Here is an 18,715-nt window from a genome sequence, read left to right on the forward strand (position 1 = left end):
CGGGCGCACGGGTCGGCGGTGGTCCGCGAGGGCGTACGCAAGTCAGCGCCCGCATCGCGAGACGTGCGTCTCAGCATGTTGACGGGGGTGGGGCGGCGGGCGCAGGATGCTCGCGTGGCACGAATTCTCGTACTTCCGTAGCGCGCTCGGCGAACAGCCCAGCGCGCTAGCCCTCATTGCCGAGACCGGCTGAGGGTTTTTTTGTGCCCTAGCGACGATGACGAAAGCGGTGACCGACGTGACCGACCTGCAGGCCAAGCCGGCAGATCCTCGCCCTCCTCGCCCGCCGACCTCGCGCAGCGCCCCGCTCGCGTCGAGGTCGAGCCACGCACCGTCACCGGTGCGCAGAGCCTGGTCCTGGCGCTCGAGGCGGTCGGCGTCGACACCGTATTCGGCCTTCCCGGCGGGGCGATCCTCCCCGCCTACGACCCGCTGCTCGACTCGGTCAAGCTGCGTCACGTGCTGGTGCGCCACGAGCAGGGTGCGGGGCACGCGGCCCAGGGCTACGCCTCGGCCACCGGCAAGGTGGGCGTCTGCATGGCGACCAGCGGTCCGGGCGCGACCAACCTCGTCACGCCGATCGCCGACGCCTACATGGACTCGGTGCCGATGGTGGCCATCACCGGCCAGGTCAGCTCGCGCACCATCGGCACGGACGCCTTCCAGGAGGCGGACATCCGCGGCATCACCATGCCGATCACCAAGCACAACTACCTCGTGACCGACCCGGCGGAGATCCCGCGGGCGATCGCCGAGGCGTTCCACGTCGCCGCCACCGGCCGACCCGGCCCGGTGCTGGTCGACATCACCAAGGACGCGCTGCAGGCCAGCACCACCTTCAGCTGGCCGCCGACCTTCGAGCTGCCGGGATATCGCCCCGTCACGCGTCCGCACACCAAGCAGATCAAGGCCGCCGCGGAGCTGATCCGCGCCGCCCGCAAGCCGGTGCTGTACGTCGGCGGCGGCGTGATCCGTGGCGGGGCCGCCGCCGAGCTGCGCGAGCTCGTCGAGGTCGCCCAGATCCCGCTCGTCACCACGCTGATGGCGCGTGGCGCGGTGCCCGACAGCCACGAGCTGCACCTCGGCATGCCCGGGATGCACGGCTCGGTGCCGGCGGTGACCGCGCTGCAGAAGTCGGACCTGCTGATCACGCTCGGCGCCCGGTTCGACGACCGGGTGACCGGCGAGCTCAGCTCCTTCGCACCCGAGGCGAAGGTGATCCACGCCGACATCGACCCGGCCGAGATCTCCAAGAACCGGCACGCCGACGTGCCGATCGTCGGCGACGCCAAGGAGGTCATCCGCGACCTGACGGCGGCCGTCAAGGCCGACATCGACGCGGGCCGGGGCGGTGACTACGCCGCCTGGCGCAAGCGTACGGCGGGGTGGAAGGCCGACTTCCCGATCGGCTACACCGCCCCCGAGGACGGCAGCATCGCCCCGCAGTACGTCATCGAGCGGCTCGGCGCGCTGACCGGCGCCGAGGGCACCTACGTCGCGGGCGTCGGCCAGCACCAGATGTGGGCCGCGCAGTTCGTGCAGTACGAGCGCCCCAACTCCTGGCTCAACAGCGGCGGCCTGGGCACGATGGGCTACTCCGTGCCGGCGGCGATGGGCGCCAAGGCTGCCGAGCCCGAGCGCACCGTGTGGGCGATCGACGGCGACGGTTGCTTCCAGATGACCAACCAGGAGCTCGCGACCTGCGTGGTCAACGAGATCCCGATCAAGGTCGCGATCATCAACAACTCCAGCCTCGGCATGGTGCGCCAGTGGCAGACGCTGTTCTACAACGAGCGCTACTCCAACACCGACCTGCACACGGCGCACGACGGCCGGCGGGTGCCGGACTTCGTGAAGCTGGCGGAGGCGTACGGCTGCGTCGGGCTGCGCTGCGAGCGCCCCGAGGACGTCGACGCGACGATCCAGCAGGCGCTGGAGATCAACGACCGGCCCGTGGTCATCGACTTCGTCGTCGAGCGCGACGCGATGGTGTGGCCGATGGTCCCGGCCGGCGTCAGCAACGACAAGGTCACCATGGCCCGGGCGATGACCCCGGTCTGGGACCGCGAGGACGACGAGGCCGTCGACCAGGCCGACCCCACCGAGGAGGACGAGGCATGAGCACCCACACCCTGTCCGTGCTGGTCGAGAACAAGCCCGGCGTGCTCGCGCGCATCGCGGGCCTGATCTCGCGGCGCGGCTTCAACATCGAGTCCCTCGCGGTCGGCCCGACCGAGCACGAGGAGATCTCGCGCATGACGATCGTGTTCGACGTCGACCCCGTCGTGCTCGAGCAGGTCACCAAGCAGCTCAACAAGCTCGTCGAGGTGCTCAAGGTCGTCGAGCTCGAGCCGGGGGCGTCGGTGCAGCGCGAGGTGCTGCTCATCAAGGTCCGGTGCGACAACGGCGCCCGCGCGCAGGTGCTGCAGCTGGCCGACGTGTTCCGCGCCAACGTCATCGACCTGCAGCCCGACTCGGTCATCATCCAGACGACCGGGGCACGCGAGAAGGTCGCGGCCTTCCTGGCTGCGCTCGAGCCGTACGGCGTGCGCGAGCTGGTGCAGTCCGGCGTCATCGCGATGGGGCGCGGCTCGCGCTCGATCACCGACCGCGCGCTGCGCTCCGCCTAGTCACGCTGGTCGAGTAGCGGCGAGGAACGAGCCGCGTATCGAGACCACCACCAAGAACGACCCTGCGAAAACCGCTACAACACAAGGAGATTCCCGTGGCTGAGATGTTCTACGACGACGACGCCGACCTGTCCGTGATCCAGGGCAAGAAGGTGGCCGTCATCGGTTACGGCAGCCAGGGCCACGCGCACGCCCTCAACCTGCGCGACAGCGGGGTCGACGTGCGCGTCGGTCTCGCCGAGGGCTCCAAGAGCAAGGAGAAGGCCGAGAACGAGGGCCTGCCCGTGAAGTCGGTCGCCGACGCGGTCAAGGAGGCCGACGTCGTCGTCATCCTCACCCCGGACCAGGTGCAGCGCACCGTCTACGCCGAGGAGATCAAGCCCAACCTCAACGAGGGTGCGGCGCTGCTGTTCGGCCACGGCTTCAACATCCGGTTCGACTACATCGAGCCCGAGGCCGGCTCCGACGTCGTCATGGTCGCCCCGAAGGGCCCCGGTCACCTCGTGCGCCGGGAGTACGTCGACGGCCGGGGCGTGCCGGTCATCGTCGCCGTCGAGCAGGACGCCTCGGGCCAGGCCTGGGACCTCGCGAAGTCCTACGCCAAGGCGATCGGCGGCCTGCGCGCCGGCGGCATCAAGACCACCTTCACCGAGGAGACCGAGACCGACCTGTTCGGCGAGCAGGCGGTGCTGTGCGGCGGCGCCTCGCAGCTCGTGCAGTACGGCTTCGAGACCCTCGTCGAGGCGGGTTACCAGCCCGAGGTGGCCTACTTCGAGTGCCTCCACGAGCTCAAGCTCATCGTCGACCTGATGGTCGAGGGCGGCATCGCGAAGCAGCGCTGGTCGGTCTCCGACACCGCGGAGTACGGCGACTACGTCTCCGGCCCGCGGGTCATCGACGAGCGGGTGAAGGAGAACATGAAGGCCGTGCTGGCCGACGTGCAGAACGGCACCTTCGCCAAGCGGTTCATCGACGACCAGGACGCCGGCGCGCCGGAGTTCAAGGCGTTCCGCGAGAAGGCGGCCCAGCACCCGATCGAGGGCACCGGCAAGGAGCTGCGCAAGCTCATGGCCTGGGTCGACACCAGCCAAGACACCGACTACACCGAGGGCAGCTCGGCTCGTTGATGGTCCCGGCTCGCTGATCTCGGATGGTGGGAAACGGGTTCCGTGACGTGGACACCCCACCCTACGGTTCTCGTTATGCAGCGGCAGGCTCTCATCATTCGCAGCCGCGGCGGGTCGCTCTAGTCGACAGGCCCGTCGCGGAGACCCCGCGATGCCGTCGGCAGACCCACCAGACATTCACCGCCCGCCCCTGCGGGGGCCGGAGCGGTCGCACGCGAAGGACGCACATCATGACCGAAGAGCAGCTGGACGCCCGTCGGGCGTTGCAGGAGTCGTTGGACCTGCGCGACTGATCTCCCGCGCAGGGACATGCAGGGGAAGGAAGCCCCCGGCCGAACTGGACAGCGGCCGGGGGCTTCCGCCTGTCCGGGGCCGGGCAGGCGTCCGCCTGTCCGGAGCCGGGCCGGCGTCAGTCCCGGCCGGCGTCCTCGGTCTCCTCGTCGGCCGCGCGCAGCTCGCCCGACTCGAGCTCGGCGATCAGGGTGCGGGCGTCGTACGCCCCGATGTGCCGCCGGTCGCCGACGAAGAAGGTCGGGGTGCCGCGCGCCCCGCTCGCCTCGGCGCTGTCGGCGTCGGCGCGCACCCGCTCGAGCAGCTCAGGGTCGGACAGGTCGCGGGCGAAGCGCTCGACGTCGAGGCCGGCGCGGTCGGCGTGGCCGAGCAGGTCCTCGAACTCCAGCTCGTCCTGGTTCTCGAACAGCACGTCGTGGAACTCCCAGAACTTGCCCTGCCGGGCCGCCGCCTCGGCCGCCACCGCGGCCTCCTCGGCGTGCGGGTGCACGTCGGTGAGCGGCAGGTGGCGGAAGACGTAGCGCAACCGGTCGCCCAGCTGCTCGCGCACCTCGCGCAGCATGCCGGTCGCCTTGCCGCAGAACGGGCACTCGAAGTCGCCGTACTCCACGAGGGTGAGCGGCGCGTCGGGGTTGCCGCGGACGTGGTCGCGCTCGGGGTCGACCGGCCGGTCGAGCACCGTCGGCAGGCTGGCGTAGCGGTGGCCGAACACGCTGCGCGACACCCAGAAGACCAGGCCGCCGAGCAGCGTCGCGCCGACGGCCGCGAGCAGCACGCCGACCGTGGCCTGGCTGCGCAGCGCGGCGTCGTCGAACGCGAGGCCGATGATCAGCAGCGAGACGGTGAAGCCGATGCCCGACATCGCCGCGCCGCCCATGACCTGCGAGGGGCTCACACCCTGCGGCAGCTGCCCGAGCCGCAGCCTCACCGCGCCGATCGCGCCGAGGCCGATGCCGAGGAACTTGCCGATCACCAGGCCGGCGACGACGCCCCAGGTGACCGACGAGCGCAGCGCCTCCTGCAGCACGCCGCCGCGCAGGTCGACGCCCGCGTTGGCGAAGGCGAACAGCGGGACGATGACATAGCTGGTCCACGGGTGCAGCACCACCTGCAGCCGCTCGTTGACCGGCACGGCGCGCTGCAGCCCGAGCTTGGCGTGATAGCCGACGTCGGCGAGGGGGACTGGCGGAACGAGCGGAACGCGGTGGTGGCGCGGTCGACGGCCTCGCGGCCGGGGGCGTACGCCGGCACGAGCAGTCCGGCGACCATCCCGGCGATCGAGGGGTGCAGCCCGGACTCGAGGGTGGCGAGCCACAGGACCACGATGACGAGGGCGTACGGCCAGGTGCGCCACACGCCGAGCCGCCCCAGCACGCACAGGGCCAGCAGCGCCAGCGCCATGACGACCAGGGCCGGCACGTTGGCCTCGTCGGAGTAGGCCACGCCGATGACCGACACCGCGACGATGTCGTCGAAGACGGTGAGGGTGAGCAGGAAGATGCGCAGCTGCGCCGGGCAGGCCGGCCCGAGCAGGGCGACCGCGCCCAGCATGAACGCGGTGTCGGTGCCGATGACCACGCCCCAGCCGGCGGCCGCGGGGCCGGAGGGGTTGAGCGCCAGGTAGATCGCGGCCGGCACGACGATGCCGAGCAGGGCCGCCACGAGCGGCACCACGATACGGCGCCGGTCGGTGAGCTCGCCCATCGACAGCTCTCGACGCACCTCCATGCCGACGACGAGGAAGAACACGACCATCAGGCCGTCGTTGATCCACTCGTGCAGGTTGAGGTCGAGCCGCCAGGAGCCGATCTCGATCAGCGTGGGCGTCTCCCACAGGTGGGCGTACGTCTGGCTGCCCGGCCAGTTGGCCCAGACCAGCGCGGCGAGCGCGGCGACCGCGAGCAGGCCGGCGCCGCCGGCCTCGGTCGACAGGAACGAGCGCAGCGCCGACGGGACGCCCGACAGGCCGCCCGAGGGAGTGGCGTAGGACCGAAGACCTCGGCCGCGAGAGGTCCTGGTGCGCGTCGCCATGCGGGGGATTCTGTCAGGCCGTGCGCCCGCCTAGAGTCCGGAGCATGACGACAACCTCAGCACTCGTGGTGACCGGACCGGACGAGATGTCCGTGCAGGAGATCGACGTCGCGGCACCGGGTTCGGACGAGACCCAGGTCGAGGTGGCCGCGGCCGGGGTCAACTTCATCGACGTCTACCAGCGCCAGGGCGTCTACCCCGTCGAGACGCCGTTCGTGCTCGGCTCCGAGGGCGCCGGTACGTCCTCGTCGGGCGAGCGGGTCGCGTGGCCCCAGCACCTCGGCAGCGCGGCCGGCGTCGTGAACGTCCCGACTGACAAGCTGGTGCCGGTGCCCGAGGGCGTCGAGCTCGAGACGGCTGCGGCCGTGATGCTGCAGGGGCTCACCGCGCACTACCTGGTGACCAGCACGTTCCCGGTCAAGGAGGGCGACGTCGCGCTGGTGCACGCGGCGGCCGGGGAGTGGGCCAGCTGCTGGTGCAGCTGATCACCGCGCGCGGGGGCCGGGTGATCGCCACGGCCGGCACCGAGGAGAAGCGGGGAAGGCGCGCGACCTCGGCGCCGAGACGGTGATCGACTACTCCGACCCCGGGCTCGACCTGGCCCAGGCGGTGCGCGACGCGACCGGCGGCCGCGGGGTCGACGTCGCGTACGACGGCGTCGGCAAGGCGACCTTCGACGCGTCGCTGGCGTCGCTGCGCCCGCGCGGGATGCTCGTGCTGTTCGGCGGCGCGAGCGGGCAGGTGCCGCCGTTCGACCTGCAGCGGCTCAACTCCGCCGGGTCGGTGTTCGTGACCCGGCCGACGCTCGGGCACTACCTGCAGGACCGCGAGGAGCTGCTCTGGCGCGCCGACGAGGTGCTCGGTGCGGTCGCCGACGGGTCGTTGCGGGTGGAGATCGGCGGGCGATACCCGCTCGCGGAGGCCGCGCAGGCGTACGCCGATCTGGAGGGCCGGCGCACCACGGGCAAGCTGCTGCTCCTCCCGACCGCAACGCTGGTCGAGTAGGCGGCGAGGGACGAGCCGCCGTATCGAGACCCCTCCCGCATCGCGAGATCTGGCGCCCACGATGCAAGACGCCCGCCTACCCTCACAGGTATGGCAGACGAGGCGAGCAACGCACAGATCAACCTGGCCGTCATCGGCGGTGACGGCATCGGACCCGAGGTCGTCGCCGAGGGTCTGAAGGTGCTCGACGCCGTCTCGTCGGCCAAGGTCGAGCGCACGGAGTACGACCTCGGCGCCCGCCGCTGGCACGCCACCGGCGAGACGCTGCCCGACTCGGTGCTCGGCGAGCTGCGCGGGCACGACGCGATCCTGCTCGGCGCCATCGGCGACCCGACCGTCCCGAGCGGTGTGCTGGAGCGAAACCTGTTGCTGCGCATCAGGTTCGAGCTCGATCACTTCGTCAACCTGCGCCCCTCGAAGCTGTTCCCCGGCGTGACCAGCCCGCTCGACCTGGAGCAGGTCGCGCCCGACGGCATCGACTTCGTCGTCGTGCGCGAGGGCACCGAGGGGCCCTACACCGGCAACGGCGGCGCGCTGCGCGTCGGCACGCCGCAGGAGCTCGCGACCGAGGTCAGCGTCAACAGCCGGTTCGGCGCCGAGCGGGCGGTGCGCGACGCCTTCGCCCGCGCCCAGGCGCGCGAGCGCAAGCACCTCACGCTGATCCACAAGCACAACGTGCTCAGCCACGCCGGGCACCTGTGGCGCCGGACCGTCGAGGAGGTCGGTGCGGAGTTCCCCGAGGTCGAGACGGCCTACGCCCACGTCGACGCCGCCACGATCTACCTCGTGCAGGACCCGGGCCGCTTCGACGTGATCGTCACCGACAACCTGTTCGGCGACATCGTCACCGACCTCGCCGCGGCCGTGACCGGCGGCATCGGCCTGGCCGCCTCGGGCAACATCAACCCCGACCGCACGGCGCCGTCGATGTTCGAGCCGGTGCACGGCTCGGCGCCCGACATCGCCGGGCAGGGCAAGGCCGACCCGACCGCCACGATCCTGTCGGTCGCGATGCTGCTGGCCCACCTCGGCCGCGACGACGAGGCCCGGCGCATCGAGGAGGCCGTGTCGGCCGACCTCGCCGAGCGCGGGCGTACGCCGCGCAGCACCACCGAGGTCGGCGACGCCATCGCTGCCCGGGTCTGAATCCTTTTGCGGCGGCCTCCGCCCCCGTGGCACAGACCCAGGTGGCCGGAGTGGGTGTGAGGGCCTCACCCCGGGCAACTAACCTGCTGATCACGCGGTCAGCGTCGACCGCACTGTCCAGCAAGGAGCCCGTGATGTCCCTGTCGTTCACCGTCACCGAACGGTCCGACCGCCTGCCCGACGCCGAGCGCGAGGCGATCCTGGCCGACCCCGGCTTCGGGAAGAGGTTCACCGACCACATGGTGCGGGCGACCTGGACCCGCGACGGCGGATGGCACGACGCGCAGGTCACCGCCTACGGGCCGTTCCAGCTCGACCCCGCCGCTGCCGTCCTGCACTACGCGCAGGAGATCTTCGAGGGGATGAAGGCCTACCGCCACGCCGACGGGTCGGTGTGGACCTTCCGGCCCGAGGCCAACGCCGCCCGCTGGAACCGCTCGGCCCAGCGGCTCGCGCTGCCCGGCATGGAGGAGGCCGACTTCATCGGCGCCCTCAAGGCGCTGGTCGAGGTCGACAAGGCGTGGGTGCCCGACTCCACCAGCGGTGAGGCGTCGCTCTACCTGCGGCCGTTCATGTTCGCTTCCGAGGCGTTCCTCGGGGTGCGCCCCGCCGAGGAGGTCACCTTCTCGGTGATCGCCTCGCCGGCGGGTTCCTACTTCACCGGCGGCCTGAAGCCGGTGTCGCTGTGGATCTCCGAGCACTTCTCGCGCGCCGGCAAGGGCGGCACGGGCGCGGCCAAGTGCGGCGGCAACTACGCCGCGTCCCTCGCCGCGCAGATCGAGGCGGCCGAGAACGGTTGCGACCAAAGCGTTTTCCTCGACTCGCTCGAGCAGAAGTACATCGAGGAGCTCGGCGGCATGAACGTCTTCCTCGTGCACAAGGACGGCCGCCTCGTCACCCCGTCGCTCACCGGCTCGATCCTCGAGGGCGTCACCCGCTCCTCGATCCTCGAGCTCGCCAAGGACCTCGACCTCGAGCCCCAGGAGCGCAAGATCAGCCTCGAGGAGTGGCGCGCCGACGCCGAGTCGGGCGAGATCACCGAGGCGTTCGCCTGCGGCACCGCCGCCGTCGTGACGCCGATCGGCCGACTGGTGTCGACGCAGGGCGAGTTCCGCACCGGACCCGAGGGCGAAGGCGGCCCGGTGGCCAGCAAGATCCGCAAGGCCCTGCTCGACGTGCAGACCGGTCGCGCCGAGGACACCCGCGGCTGGCTGACCCGGCTCGCGTGACCGAGCGGCCCCGCCTGGTCGCCACCGACCTCGACGGCACCCTGCTGGCGAGCGACGGGACGGTGAGCGAGCGCACCGGCGCCGCGTGGGCGCGGTTGCCCGAGCTCGGCATCGAGTCGGTGCTGGTCACCGCCCGGCCACCGCGGTGGATCGACCCGCTGTCGGCGATCGTCGGCAAGCACGGCATGGCGATCTGCACGAACGGCGCGTTCGTCTACGACGTCGCCAACCACCGCGTGGTCGAGCAGCACGGCATGCCGCGAGAAGTGGTGCTGCGCCTCGCGATCCGGCTGCGCGAGCGGTTCCCCGACGTCGGTCTGGCCACCGAGTGCGCCGACGGGATGTATCGCGAACCGGTCTATCCCGACCCGCACCAGGAGCAGCTGGACATGCCGTTCCAACCGATCGAGGAGCTGCCCGAGCACGTCGTCGTCGGCAAGCTGCTGGCGGCGCGGCCGGGCCCCATCGACCCGGAGTTCGTCGCGACGGTCACCGAGGTCGTCGGCGCCGACGGCGAGGTCGCGTTCTCCGGCGTCGGTGCGCTCGCCGAGATCTCCGCCGCCGGCGTGACCAAGGGCGCGGCGCTGCAGCGGTGGGCCGCCGAGCTCGGCATCGACGCGGCCGACGTCTGGGCGTTCGGCGACATGCCCAACGACCTGCCGATGCTGCGCTGGGCGGGCCGGTCGTACGCCGTCGCCAACGCCCACCCCGACGTCGCCGCCGCCGCGACGCACCGGACCGCGAGCAACGACGACGACGGCGTCGCCCAGGTGCTCGAGCAGCTCTGAGCGACCCGGCGCCCATCCCCGCCCGGCCTGCCGCCGGTCCGGGCGCCCGCCCGGCACCGATCCGGGGCAGACTGACGGAGCCGCGCCCGCGGCGCAGAGAGGCGTCACCCATGACCCGACCCGAGCCGGCCATCGTGGTCGAGCGGACCCTGGAGGTGACCGCGCCTCCCGAGGCGGTCATCGCCTACCTGCGCGACTTCGGCAACACCACCGAGTGGGACGACGGCACCGTCTCGTGCGAGCAGGTCGACGACGGCCCGATCGGCGTCGGCACCCGCTTCCGCAACGTGTCGAGGTTCGCCGGGCGCGAGACCGAGCTGACCTACACCCTGGTCGACGACCGGCCCGACCACGTGCGGTTCGAGGGGCGCAACAAGACCGCCCGCACCGCCGACGACATCACCGCGCGGCCGTCGGCGCAGGGGTCCGGCTCGCGGGTCGACTACCGCGCCGAGCTCGACTTCGTCGGGTGGGCCCGCATCCTCACCCCGGCGCTGCGCCTCGTGTTCGGTCGCCTCGCCGACCGGACCGAGCGGCAGCTGCAGACCGTCCTCGACGACCTCCCGACGCGCGGCCCGGGCTCGGCCGCGTGACCGCCCTCCTGTGGCTGCGCCGCGACCTGCGGCGGGCCGACCACCCCGCGCTGCGGGCCGCCGTCGACGAGGCGGGGGAGGGCGGCGTGCTGCCGGTCTTCGTGCTCGACCCCGGGCTGTGGGACGCCGCGGGTGACGCCCGCCGCGAGTGGCTCGGGGCGACCCTGGCCGCGACCGCGGCGCGGTTCGACGACGCGCTGGTGCTGCGGCTCGGCGACCCGGTCGAGCAGATCCCTGCGCTGGTGCAGGAGGTCGGCGCCGACGCGGTGCACGTCACCGCCGAGACGACCCCGTTCGGTCGCCGGCGCGACGCGGCCGTGGCCCGGCGCCTCGCCGAGGCCGGGGTCGCCTGGCGCGAGACCGGCACGCCGTACGCCGTCCCGCCCGGCTCGGTGCGCAACGGCAGCGGGAAGCCCTACCGCGTGTTCACCCCGTTCCGCAGCGCGTGGTGGCGGCACGGGTGGGAGCAGCCGCACCCTCGCCGCGCGGCGTCACCTGGGCGAGCGCCGACCCGCACCCGGAGGCGGTGCGCCGGGTCGAGGAGGCCGCGAGGGCGTACGCCGGGCGCAACCGTCTCCCGGCCGGCGAGGAGGCCGCCCGGCGCCGCTGGCGAGCGTTCGTCGCGGACCACCTGCTCGACTACGACGAGGGCCGCGACCGGCCCGACCTCGACGTCACCTCCCGCATGTCGCCCTACCTCAAGCTCGGCGTCGTGCACCCGCGCACGCTGCTGCACGACGTCGCGCCGCTCGTCCACGAGCACGGCGGGGCGCGCGACCTCGCCAGCGAGCTCGCCTGGCGGGAGTTCTACGCCGACGTCGTGCACCACCACCCGCGCTCGCTCTGGTCGGACCTCACCGACGGGCTGCGCGCGATGCGCTACGACGAGCCGGTCGAGGACGTCGAGGCCTGGCGCCAGGGCCGCACCGGCTTCCCGATCGTCGACGCGGGCATGCGCCAGCTGCTCGCCGAGGGCTGGATGCACAACCGGGTGCGGATGATCACCGCGAGCTTCCTCACCAAGGACCTGCACGTGTGGTGGCCGACCGGCGCCCGGCACTTCCTGGACCACCTCATCGACGGCGACGTCGCCTCCAACAACCACGGGTGGCAGTGGGTCGCCGGCACCGGCACCGACGCGGCGCCGTACTTCCGGGTCTTCAACCCGATCACCCAGGGCCGCCGGTTCGACCCGAGCGGTGCGTACGTCCGCCGCTGGGTCCCCGAGCTGCGTCACCTCGACGGGCCGGCCGCGCACGCCCCGTGGGAGGCCGACGACGGCTACGCGCACGGCTACCCCGAGCCGATCCTCGACCACGCCGTGGAGCGGCGCGAGGCGCTCGCGAGGTACGAAGCGACCCGCTGACCGACGCGGTGAGGCGTCCCGGTGGGCAAGACGGGCGTACCGCCATGTGGTTCACCCGTGGGAGGGTGTGCGCGTGATGAGCCTGGAGCGAGCGGTCACCCCCGCCTCGACGATCATTATCTAGCGCGCGCCGGATCTTTCTCCGACGCGCGAACCTCCCGTACCCCGGGAGGTTTTTTCGTTCCCAGGCCACATCCCGGTCTGCCGGAGCAGCGCAGCGGAGAAGATCGTCACCAGGACCGTCACCGCCCACCCGAACCCAGCCGGAAGAGCCAGCACCATGACCACCGTCCACGTCTACGACACGACGCTTCGCGACGGCGCCCAGCAGGAGGGTCTGAACCTCTCGGTCGCCGACAAGCTGGCCATCGCCGGCCACCTCGACGAGCTCGGGGTGGGCTACATCGAGGGGGCTGGCCGGGCGCCAACCCCAAGGACACCGAGTTCTTCCGCCGCGCCCGCAGCGAGCTCGACCTGCGCAATGCCGTGCTCGCGGCCTTCGGGTCGACCCGTCGCGCGGGCGGCACCGCGGCCGACGACCCGCAGGTGCAGGCGCTGCTCGACGCCGAGACCCCCGTGGTCACCCTGGTCGCCAAGTCGCACGTGCGGCACGTCGAGCAGGCGCTGCGCACCACGCTGGAGGAGAACCTCGCGATGATCGGCGACACCGTCGCCCACCTGGTCGGCCAGGGGCGGCGGGTCTTCCTGGACTGCGAGCACTTCTTCGACGGCTACCAGCTCGACCGTGACTACGCCCTCGACGTGGTGCGCACCGCCCACGACGCCGGCGCCGAGGTCGTCGTGCTGTGCGACACCAACGGGGGCATGCTGCCGCCGCAGGTCAGCGAGATCGTCGCCGCCGTGCGCGAGGAGACCGGGGCCGACCTCGGCATCCACTGCCACAACGACACCGGCTGCGCGGTCGCGAACTCGATGGCCGCGCTCGAGGCCGGGGCGATGCACGTGCAGGGCACGATCAACGGCTACGGCGAGCGCACCGGCAACGCCGACCTGGTCACCGTGGTCGCGAACCTGCAGCTCAAGCGCGGCTACGACCTGGTCGAGCCGGAGCGGCTGCGGCACGCGCTGCACCTCTCGCACGCCATCAGCGAGGTGACCAACGTCGTGCCCTACGGGCGCCAGCCGTACGTCGGTGCCAGCGCCTTCGCGCACAAGGCCGGCCTGCACGCCAGCGCGCTCAAGGTCGACCCCGACCTCTACCAGCACATCGACCCCGCGCTCGTCGGCAACTCGATGCGCACCCTGGTGTCCGACATGGCCGGACGCGCCTCGATCGAGCTCAAGGGCAGGGAGCTGGGGTACGACCTCGCCGGGCAGCCCGAGCTGCTCGCCCGGGTGGTGGCCTCGGTCAAGGAGCGTGAGCTGCGCGGGTGGACGTTCGACGCGGCCGACGCCTCGTTCGAGCTGCTGCTGCGCCAGGAGGTGACCGGGGAGGCGTTGCGCTACTTCGACGTCGAGTCCTGGCGGGTCATCGTCGAGGCGGCGCACCGGGACGACGCCGCCGAGGCGACCGTCAAGCTGCACGCGGGGGAGAAGCGGGTCGTCGCGACCGGCGAGGGCAACGGCCCGGTCAACGCGCTCGACCACGCCCTGCGCGAGGCGCTCGCCGAGGTCTATCCCGAGCTGGAGAAGTTCGAGCTGATCGACTTCCGGGTGCGCATCCTGGACTCCTCGCACGGCACCGACGCCACCACCCGGGTGCTCATCGAGTCGACCGACGGCGAGCGCACCTGGGAGACGATGGGCGTCGCCCCCAACATCGTCCAGGCCGCCTGGGCCGCGCTGGTCGACTCCTTCACCTACGGGCTGATGAAGGCGGGCGTGGACCCGCGCTGAGCGCTGAGCCTCAGGGCCGCGTCAGAGATCTATCTGTACGCCCTCGGGGGAGTGACCAGCTCGGACTTCGGTGGGGCCGAGAACGTCGGCACAGCGTTCCACTCGGAAAATTCCATCTCGCCCTGGGTCGGGTGGGTCGCGTACAACAAGCGCTTATCGTCGTCGTCCGTGACGAAGTAGACCTGTCCTGTGCTCGAGTCATCCAGTCTCAGGGCGGGGACTCCGTTGCGAGTGGTTCTGCTCACCGAGGTGGTCTCCGGGTTGATCGAGTCAGGATCGCTGGGGTCCGGATTGCTCGCTTCGTTGACGAAGTCCCTGATCGTCGTCTTGTCGAAAACTGCATCCCGCGTCGCGGACAGCTCGACGTACTTGCCGGCGACGGACTTGGCTTCGCTCGGGGACGCGCCGATCCCCATCCAGTACTTCTCGTCGCCCTTCAGAAAGTCTTTGACTACGAAGGCGTTCTCGGCCACAGAGAGGACCTCGACCTTCCCCTTGGTGCCGAGATCGAAGGAGACGACCTGATTCTCCGGACTGACAGAGCCCCGCATGGTCATGCGGAGGTTCTGGCCACCCTGCGTGATGTTCGCCGTTACCCGAAGACTCTTGACCCGTCGCATCGTGACGTTTGACCGGTTGATCACCGTTGAGGCATCAAGTGACGTGCTGGTCGTCGCTGCCCCCGGCGGCGGCGTAGTCGTACTTGCTGCGGGACCACCTCCAGCGGGGGATTGGGGAGGTTGCGATGTCGCCGAGCCTGCGGTGGGCGATGTACTGAGCACCGCGGAGGAGGCGGTGTTCCCTGTCGCAGAACCGGAACCACTCTGTTCAGCTTGACCGCAGGAGGTCAAGGCGAGTGTCGCCGACAGCGAAGCAGTTAACGGGACGAGCTTGCGGCGCAACAACATTGATCCCCCTAGGTCCGAGTGTCTCCAGGTCCGACCTTGGCACACCGGCGGGCCGATGTGTTCTTCCCCGGTTGACGAAGCTGGGATTGAATGAGCCCGGTCGGGCATGAACGAAGTCGCTGGGGCCTCGTCCACAGGTTCTTTCGGAGGGGCCGCGGCGGCGCCGGGCGTGGGAGCCTGGCAGGATCACCGCACCTTCCAGGAGTCGCAGCATGCAGCGTCGCACCGCACTCGTCCTCGGCATCGGTCTGCTCGGAGCGGGCGCCGTCCCGCTCGTCGGCCACACCACCAGCGCGCAGGCCGCGCCCGAGCAGGGTGGTACGTCGCGCTCGGCGACTCCCTCGTCGCCGGCTACCAGCCCGGCGCGGGTGACGACCGCGACGGCGGCTACGTCGGGCCGGTGCTCGACGCCGCGCGCAAGGGCGCGCCGGGGCTGGAGCTGAAGAACCTCAGCTGCAGCGGCGAGGACACCACCACGATGACCTCCGGCACCAAGTGCAGCTATCCCGAGGGCAGCCAGCTCGCCGCCGCCGAGAAGTTCCTGCGCAGCGAGGGCGACGCGGTGCGCCTGGTGACCGTGCAGGTCGGCGCGAACGACGTCCAGCGCTGCGCCGAGGGCACGAACATCGACATGGCCTGTCTGCAGGCGGGCATGCAGGCGGTGCAGCGCAACCTGCCGACGATCCTGGGCAAGCTGCGCGCGGCCGCGCCGAACGCGCGGATCGTCGTCGCGAACTACTACAACCCGTTCCTCGCCACCTGGCTGCTCGGCCCCGAGGGCCAGTCGGTCGCGCGGCTGTCGGCCACGCTGCAGGGCAGCCTCAACGGCGCGATCGCCACGGCCGCGAAGGGGATCAACGCGCCGGTCGCCGACGTCGCGAGTGCGTACGACAGCAACGACTGGACCCCCATCACGACCGACCGCGGGGAGCTGCCGACCAACGTCGCCACCATCTGCAGCCTGACCTGGATGTGCGCGAAGAACGACATCCACGCCAACGACGCGGGATACCAGCGGATCGCGCAGGCCGTGATCGCCGCGATGGGCCGGATCACGGGGCCCGGCGTGCCGAGCCCGACCGGCTCGCCCACCACGCGACCCACCGGCAAGCCCACGAACCCGCCCACCACCAGGCCCACCACCAGGCCCACGAGCAAGCCGACCTCGCCGACGCCGGCGCCCACCGCGCAGCCCAGCGGACCGCTCGTGCAGACCGGGTGAGACGAGGCCGCCGAGGGCGCGTGCCCTCTCTAGGCTGGCCCTCATGCGCATCGCGAGATACACCACGGGAGAGGACCCGACGTTCGGCCTGGTCGACGGCGCGGGCGAGAAGATCGCGGAGATCACCGGCGACCCGCTCTACACCAAGATCGAGCTGACCGGGCAGACGACCACCGTCGACGAGGTACGCCTGCTCGCCCCGGTCATCCCGCGCAGCAAGGTCATCGGCATCGGCCGCAACTACGCGGCGCACGCCGCCGAGCTCGGCAACGAGACGCCGGCCGAGCCGCTGATGTTCCTCGTGCCCAACACCGCGGTCGTGGGTCCCGACGACCCGGTCGTGCTGCCGCCGCAGTCGCAGGACGTCCACTTCGAGGGTGAGCTCGCGGTCGTCATCGGCCGGCTCTGCCGCAACATCACCGCCGAGGAGGCGCGGCAGGTCGTGTTCGGCTACACCTGCGCCGACGACGTCACCGCGCGTGACCTGCAGCAGTCCGACGGGCAGTGGGCGCGGGCCAAGGGCTTCGACACCTTCTCCCCGCTCGGCCCGTGGATCGAGACCGACCTCGACCCGAGCGACCTGCGGGTGCGCACCCGGGTCGACGGCGAGGTCCGCCAGGACGGCACCACCGCCGACATGATCACCGGCGTCTTCGACCTGATCGCCTACGCCTCGCAGGCCTTCACCCTGCTGCCCGGCGACGTGATCCTCACCGGCACGCCCGAGGGTGTCGGGCCGGTCACGGCGGGGCAGCGCGTCGAGGTCGAGATCGAGGGCATCGGCACGCTGGGCAACCCGTTCCTGCGCCGCGACGACGACTGACGAGGGCGTCCGGCGCCACCCGCAGGGCACCCCGCGAGTCGTCGGTCACAACGACCGCGAGAATGCCGGGAAGAGGCCACCTGACCTCTACCCTGGGCGGCGTGTCTGACGCGCCGATCGGGATCTTCGACAGCGGGTTCGGCGGTCTCACCGTGGCGCGCGCGGTGCTCGACCAGCTGCCCCACGAGTCGGTGGCCTACCTCGGCGACACCGCCCGCGCGCCGTACGGCCCGCGCCCCATCGCGCAGACCCGCGCCTTCGCGCTGGAGTGCCTCGACCGGCTCGTCGACCACGGCGTCAAGGCGCTGGTGATCGCGTGCAACACCGCCAGCGCGGCGGTGCTGCACGACGCCCGCGAGCGCTACGACGTGCCGGTCGTCGAGGTGATCCGCCCGGCGGTGCGCCGGGCCGCGCGGGCCACCCGCAACGCGCGCGTCGGCGTCATCTCGACGCGGGGCACGCACCAGTCGCGCGCCTACCTCGACGCGTTCGCGGCGGCGCCGCAGATCGACGTCACCTCCCAGCCGTGCCCGCAGTTCGTCGACTTCGTCGAGGCCGGCGTGACCGGCGGCCCCGAGCTGATCGGCGTCGCCCACGGCTATCTCGACCCGCTGCGCGAGCGCGGCGTCGACACTCTCGTGCTCGGGTGCACGCACTACCCGCTGCTCACCGGCGTCATCTCCTACGTCATGGGCGAGGACGTCACGCTCGTCAGCTCCGCCGACGAGACCGCGAAGGACGTCTTCCGGGTGCTCGCCGACGCCGACGAGCTCGCCGAGCCCGGCCCGCCGCCCGGGCACTCCTTCACCACCACCGGTGACCCCGAGACCTTCCGCGCCCTGGCCAAGCGGTTCCTCGGCCTGGGGCCGGAGTTCGACCACGTCTTCCGCAACAACTTCCACCACACCTCGGTGCAGGCAGGAGCTTCATGAAGGTCACCGTCGTCGGCTGCGCCGGATCGTTCGCCGGACCGGAGTCACCCGCGTCCTGCTACCTCGTGCAGGCCGAGCACGAGGGGCGCACCTGGAGCGTCGCGCTCGACCTGGGCAACGGCTCGCTCGGGGCGCTGCAGCGCTACGTCGCGCTCGACCAGCTCGACGCGGTCGTGCTCAGCCACCTGCACCCCGACCACTGCGCCGACCTCACCGGCTTCTACGTCGTGCGCACCTATCACCCCGAGGGCGCGATGCCGCCGATCCCGGTGCACGCCCCCGCGGGCGCGGCCGAGCGCCTCGCCCGGATGTACGCCGTCGACCGGCCCGAGGACCTCGGCGACCGCTTCGACTTCCGCGACCTGAGCGACGGATCCGCTTTCACCGTAGGCCCGTTCACGATCAAGCCGTTCCTCGTCGAGCACCCGGTCGAGGCGTACGGGCTGCGCGTCGAGGCCGACGGGACGGTCGTCGCCTACACCGGTGACACCGACGAGACGCCCAACCTGTGCCCGCTGATGCACGGCGCGGCGCTGGTGCTCGCCGACGCGGCGTTCGTCGACGGTCGCGACGACGACAAGCCCGGCGTGCACCTATCGGGCAGCCGCGCCGCGCGCGCCGCCGTGCAGGCCGGGGAGTGCAGCAGCTCGTGCTCACCCACATCCCCGCCTGGAACGACCCGGAGGTGTGCCGCAAGCAGGCCGCCGAGGTGTGGCCGGGCGAGGTCGGGCTCGCCCGGGCCGGGCAGACGTACGACCTGGACTGAG

The 18,715-nt window shown here is 71.7% G+C and carries 15 protein-coding genes and 4 pseudogenes; 16 read left to right on the forward strand and 3 right to left on the reverse strand.

The window, feature by feature from the left end; genetic code table 11:
- Nucleotides 1–201: 201 nt before the first annotated feature.
- The 3 genes from QUE40_RS04810 (at nt 202) to ilvC (ending at nt 3,757) form a co-directional block, all read left to right on the forward strand.
- Entirely contained in the window at nt 202–2,121 is a 1,920-nt protein-coding gene (locus tag QUE40_RS04810; protein ID WP_289232460.1) for an acetolactate synthase large subunit, read from the forward strand.
- A complete protein-coding gene (gene ilvN / locus QUE40_RS04815; protein WP_142004640.1) occupies nt 2,118–2,630 on the forward strand; it encodes an acetolactate synthase small subunit in 513 nt (170 codons plus the stop codon). The genes QUE40_RS04810 and ilvN overlap by 4 nt, the downstream gene beginning before the upstream one ends.
- A gap of 95 nt (nt 2,631–2,725) precedes the next feature.
- Nucleotides 2,726–3,757, forward strand: coding sequence for a ketol-acid reductoisomerase (ilvC, locus tag QUE40_RS04820; RefSeq protein ID WP_142004641.1), 1,032 nt, complete (start codon nt 2,726–2,728; stop codon nt 3,755–3,757).
- A 409-nt stretch (nt 3,758–4,166) separates the two neighbouring features.
- On the opposite strand, the gene QUE40_RS04825 is transcribed toward ilvC, so the two are convergent.
- Together QUE40_RS04825 and QUE40_RS04830 are read right to left on the reverse strand one after the other, a co-directional pair.
- Complete coding sequence (locus tag QUE40_RS04825) at nt 4,167–5,126, reverse strand: Na+/H+ antiporter NhaA (protein ID WP_289233011.1); 960 nt, start codon at nt 5,124–5,126, stop codon at nt 4,167–4,169.
- Nucleotides 5,018–6,079 (reverse strand): Na+/H+ antiporter NhaA, encoded by a 1,062-nt coding sequence (locus tag QUE40_RS04830; protein WP_289232461.1) that lies wholly within the window; start codon nt 6,077–6,079, stop codon nt 5,018–5,020. The genes QUE40_RS04825 and QUE40_RS04830 overlap by 109 nt, the downstream gene beginning before the upstream one ends.
- A 44-nt stretch (nt 6,080–6,123) precedes the next feature.
- On the opposite strand from QUE40_RS04830, the pseudogene QUE40_RS04835 reads away from it, so the two are divergent.
- The 8 genes and pseudogenes from QUE40_RS04835 to cimA all read left to right on the forward strand — a co-directional run bounded on the left by QUE40_RS04835 (nt 6,124) and on the right by cimA (nt 14,063).
- A pseudogene (locus QUE40_RS04835) lies at nt 6,124–7,084 on the forward strand (quinone oxidoreductase family protein).
- A 90-nt stretch (nt 7,085–7,174) separates the two neighbouring features.
- Nucleotides 7,175–8,230 carry a 3-isopropylmalate dehydrogenase gene (locus QUE40_RS04840; RefSeq protein WP_142004644.1) on the forward strand — a complete coding sequence of 352 codons (1,056 nt, stop codon included), beginning with the start codon at nt 7,175–7,177 and terminating at the stop codon, nt 8,228–8,230.
- A 134-nt stretch (nt 8,231–8,364) separates the two neighbouring features.
- Nucleotides 8,365–9,459, forward strand: a complete 1,095-nt coding sequence (locus QUE40_RS04845) for a branched-chain amino acid aminotransferase (RefSeq protein WP_289232462.1) — start codon at nt 8,365–8,367, stop codon at nt 9,457–9,459.
- Complete coding sequence (locus tag QUE40_RS04850; RefSeq protein ID WP_289232463.1) at nt 9,456–10,247, forward strand: HAD family hydrolase; 792 nt, start codon at nt 9,456–9,458, stop codon at nt 10,245–10,247. Before QUE40_RS04845 ends, QUE40_RS04850 begins: the two co-directional genes overlap by 4 nt.
- 110 nt (nt 10,248–10,357) lie before the next feature.
- Entirely contained in the window at nt 10,358–10,840 is a 483-nt protein-coding gene (locus QUE40_RS04855; RefSeq protein ID WP_289232464.1) for an SRPBCC family protein, read from the forward strand.
- Nucleotides 10,837–11,244: pseudogene (locus QUE40_RS18895) on the forward strand (deoxyribodipyrimidine photo-lyase); the annotation flags it as partial. The gene QUE40_RS04855 and the pseudogene QUE40_RS18895, both read left to right, overlap by 4 nt.
- 56 nt (nt 11,245–11,300) lie before the next feature.
- A complete protein-coding gene (locus tag QUE40_RS04860; RefSeq protein WP_350227073.1) occupies nt 11,301–12,206 on the forward strand; it encodes a cryptochrome/photolyase family protein in 906 nt (301 codons plus the stop codon).
- Nucleotides 12,207–12,486: 280 nt separating this feature from the next.
- A pseudogene (cimA, locus tag QUE40_RS04865) lies at nt 12,487–14,063 on the forward strand (citramalate synthase).
- Nucleotides 14,064–14,092: 29 nt separating this feature from the next.
- On the opposite strand, the gene QUE40_RS04870 reads toward cimA, so the two are convergent.
- Nucleotides 14,093–14,620, reverse strand: a complete 528-nt coding sequence (locus tag QUE40_RS04870; RefSeq protein WP_289232465.1) for a hypothetical protein — start codon at nt 14,618–14,620, stop codon at nt 14,093–14,095.
- A 457-nt stretch (nt 14,621–15,077) separates the two neighbouring features.
- Between QUE40_RS04870 and QUE40_RS04875 the strand changes: the two genes are divergently transcribed.
- The 5 genes and pseudogenes from QUE40_RS04875 (at nt 15,078) to QUE40_RS18900 (ending at nt 18,714) form a co-directional block, all read left to right on the forward strand.
- Complete coding sequence (locus QUE40_RS04875) at nt 15,078–16,193, forward strand: SGNH/GDSL hydrolase family protein (protein ID WP_289232466.1); 1,116 nt, start codon at nt 15,078–15,080, stop codon at nt 16,191–16,193.
- Between the two features lie 43 nt (nt 16,194–16,236).
- Nucleotides 16,237–17,016 (forward strand): fumarylacetoacetate hydrolase family protein, encoded by a 780-nt coding sequence (locus QUE40_RS04880; protein ID WP_289232467.1) that lies wholly within the window; start codon nt 16,237–16,239, stop codon nt 17,014–17,016.
- Nucleotides 17,017–17,117: 101 nt separating this feature from the next.
- Nucleotides 17,118–17,948, forward strand: a complete 831-nt coding sequence (murI, locus tag QUE40_RS04885; RefSeq protein WP_142004652.1) for a glutamate racemase — start codon at nt 17,118–17,120, stop codon at nt 17,946–17,948.
- Nucleotides 17,945–18,523, forward strand: a pseudogene (locus QUE40_RS04890) (MBL fold metallo-hydrolase); the annotation flags it as partial. The gene murI and the pseudogene QUE40_RS04890, both read left to right, overlap by 4 nt.
- 62 nt (nt 18,524–18,585) lie before the next feature.
- Nucleotides 18,586–18,714: a hypothetical protein gene (locus QUE40_RS18900; protein ID WP_350227184.1), complete on the forward strand. Its 129-nt coding sequence runs from the start codon at nt 18,586–18,588 to the stop codon at nt 18,712–18,714.
- Nucleotide 18,715: the final 1 nt, after the last annotated feature.

Origin of the sequence: Barrientosiimonas endolithica (assembly GCF_030296655.1) — a bacterium.
Taxonomy (GTDB): domain Bacteria; phylum Actinomycetota; class Actinomycetes; order Actinomycetales; family Dermatophilaceae; genus Barrientosiimonas; species Barrientosiimonas humi.

What these genes read in the sequence shown, in the direction of transcription:
- ilvN (WP_142004640.1), top strand. Translation starts at nt 2,118, where the DNA reads ATGAGCACCCACACCCTGTCCGTGCTGGTCGAGAACAAGCCCGGCGTG.
- QUE40_RS04830 (WP_289232461.1), bottom strand. Translation starts at nt 6,079, where the DNA reads ATGGCGACGCGCACCAGGACCTCTCGCGGCCGAGGTCTTCGGTCCTAC.
- QUE40_RS04840 (WP_142004644.1), top strand. Translation starts at nt 7,175, where the DNA reads ATGGCAGACGAGGCGAGCAACGCACAGATCAACCTGGCCGTCATCGGC.
- QUE40_RS04845 (WP_289232462.1), top strand. Translation starts at nt 8,365, where the DNA reads ATGTCCCTGTCGTTCACCGTCACCGAACGGTCCGACCGCCTGCCCGAC.
- QUE40_RS04855 (WP_289232464.1), top strand. Translation starts at nt 10,358, where the DNA reads ATGACCCGACCCGAGCCGGCCATCGTGGTCGAGCGGACCCTGGAGGTG.
- QUE40_RS04870 (WP_289232465.1), bottom strand. Translation starts at nt 14,620, where the DNA reads ATGACCATGCGGGGCTCTGTCAGTCCGGAGAATCAGGTCGTCTCCTTC.
- QUE40_RS04875 (WP_289232466.1), top strand. Translation starts at nt 15,078, where the DNA reads ATGAACGAAGTCGCTGGGGCCTCGTCCACAGGTTCTTTCGGAGGGGCC.
- QUE40_RS04880 (WP_289232467.1), top strand. Translation starts at nt 16,237, where the DNA reads ATGCGCATCGCGAGATACACCACGGGAGAGGACCCGACGTTCGGCCTG.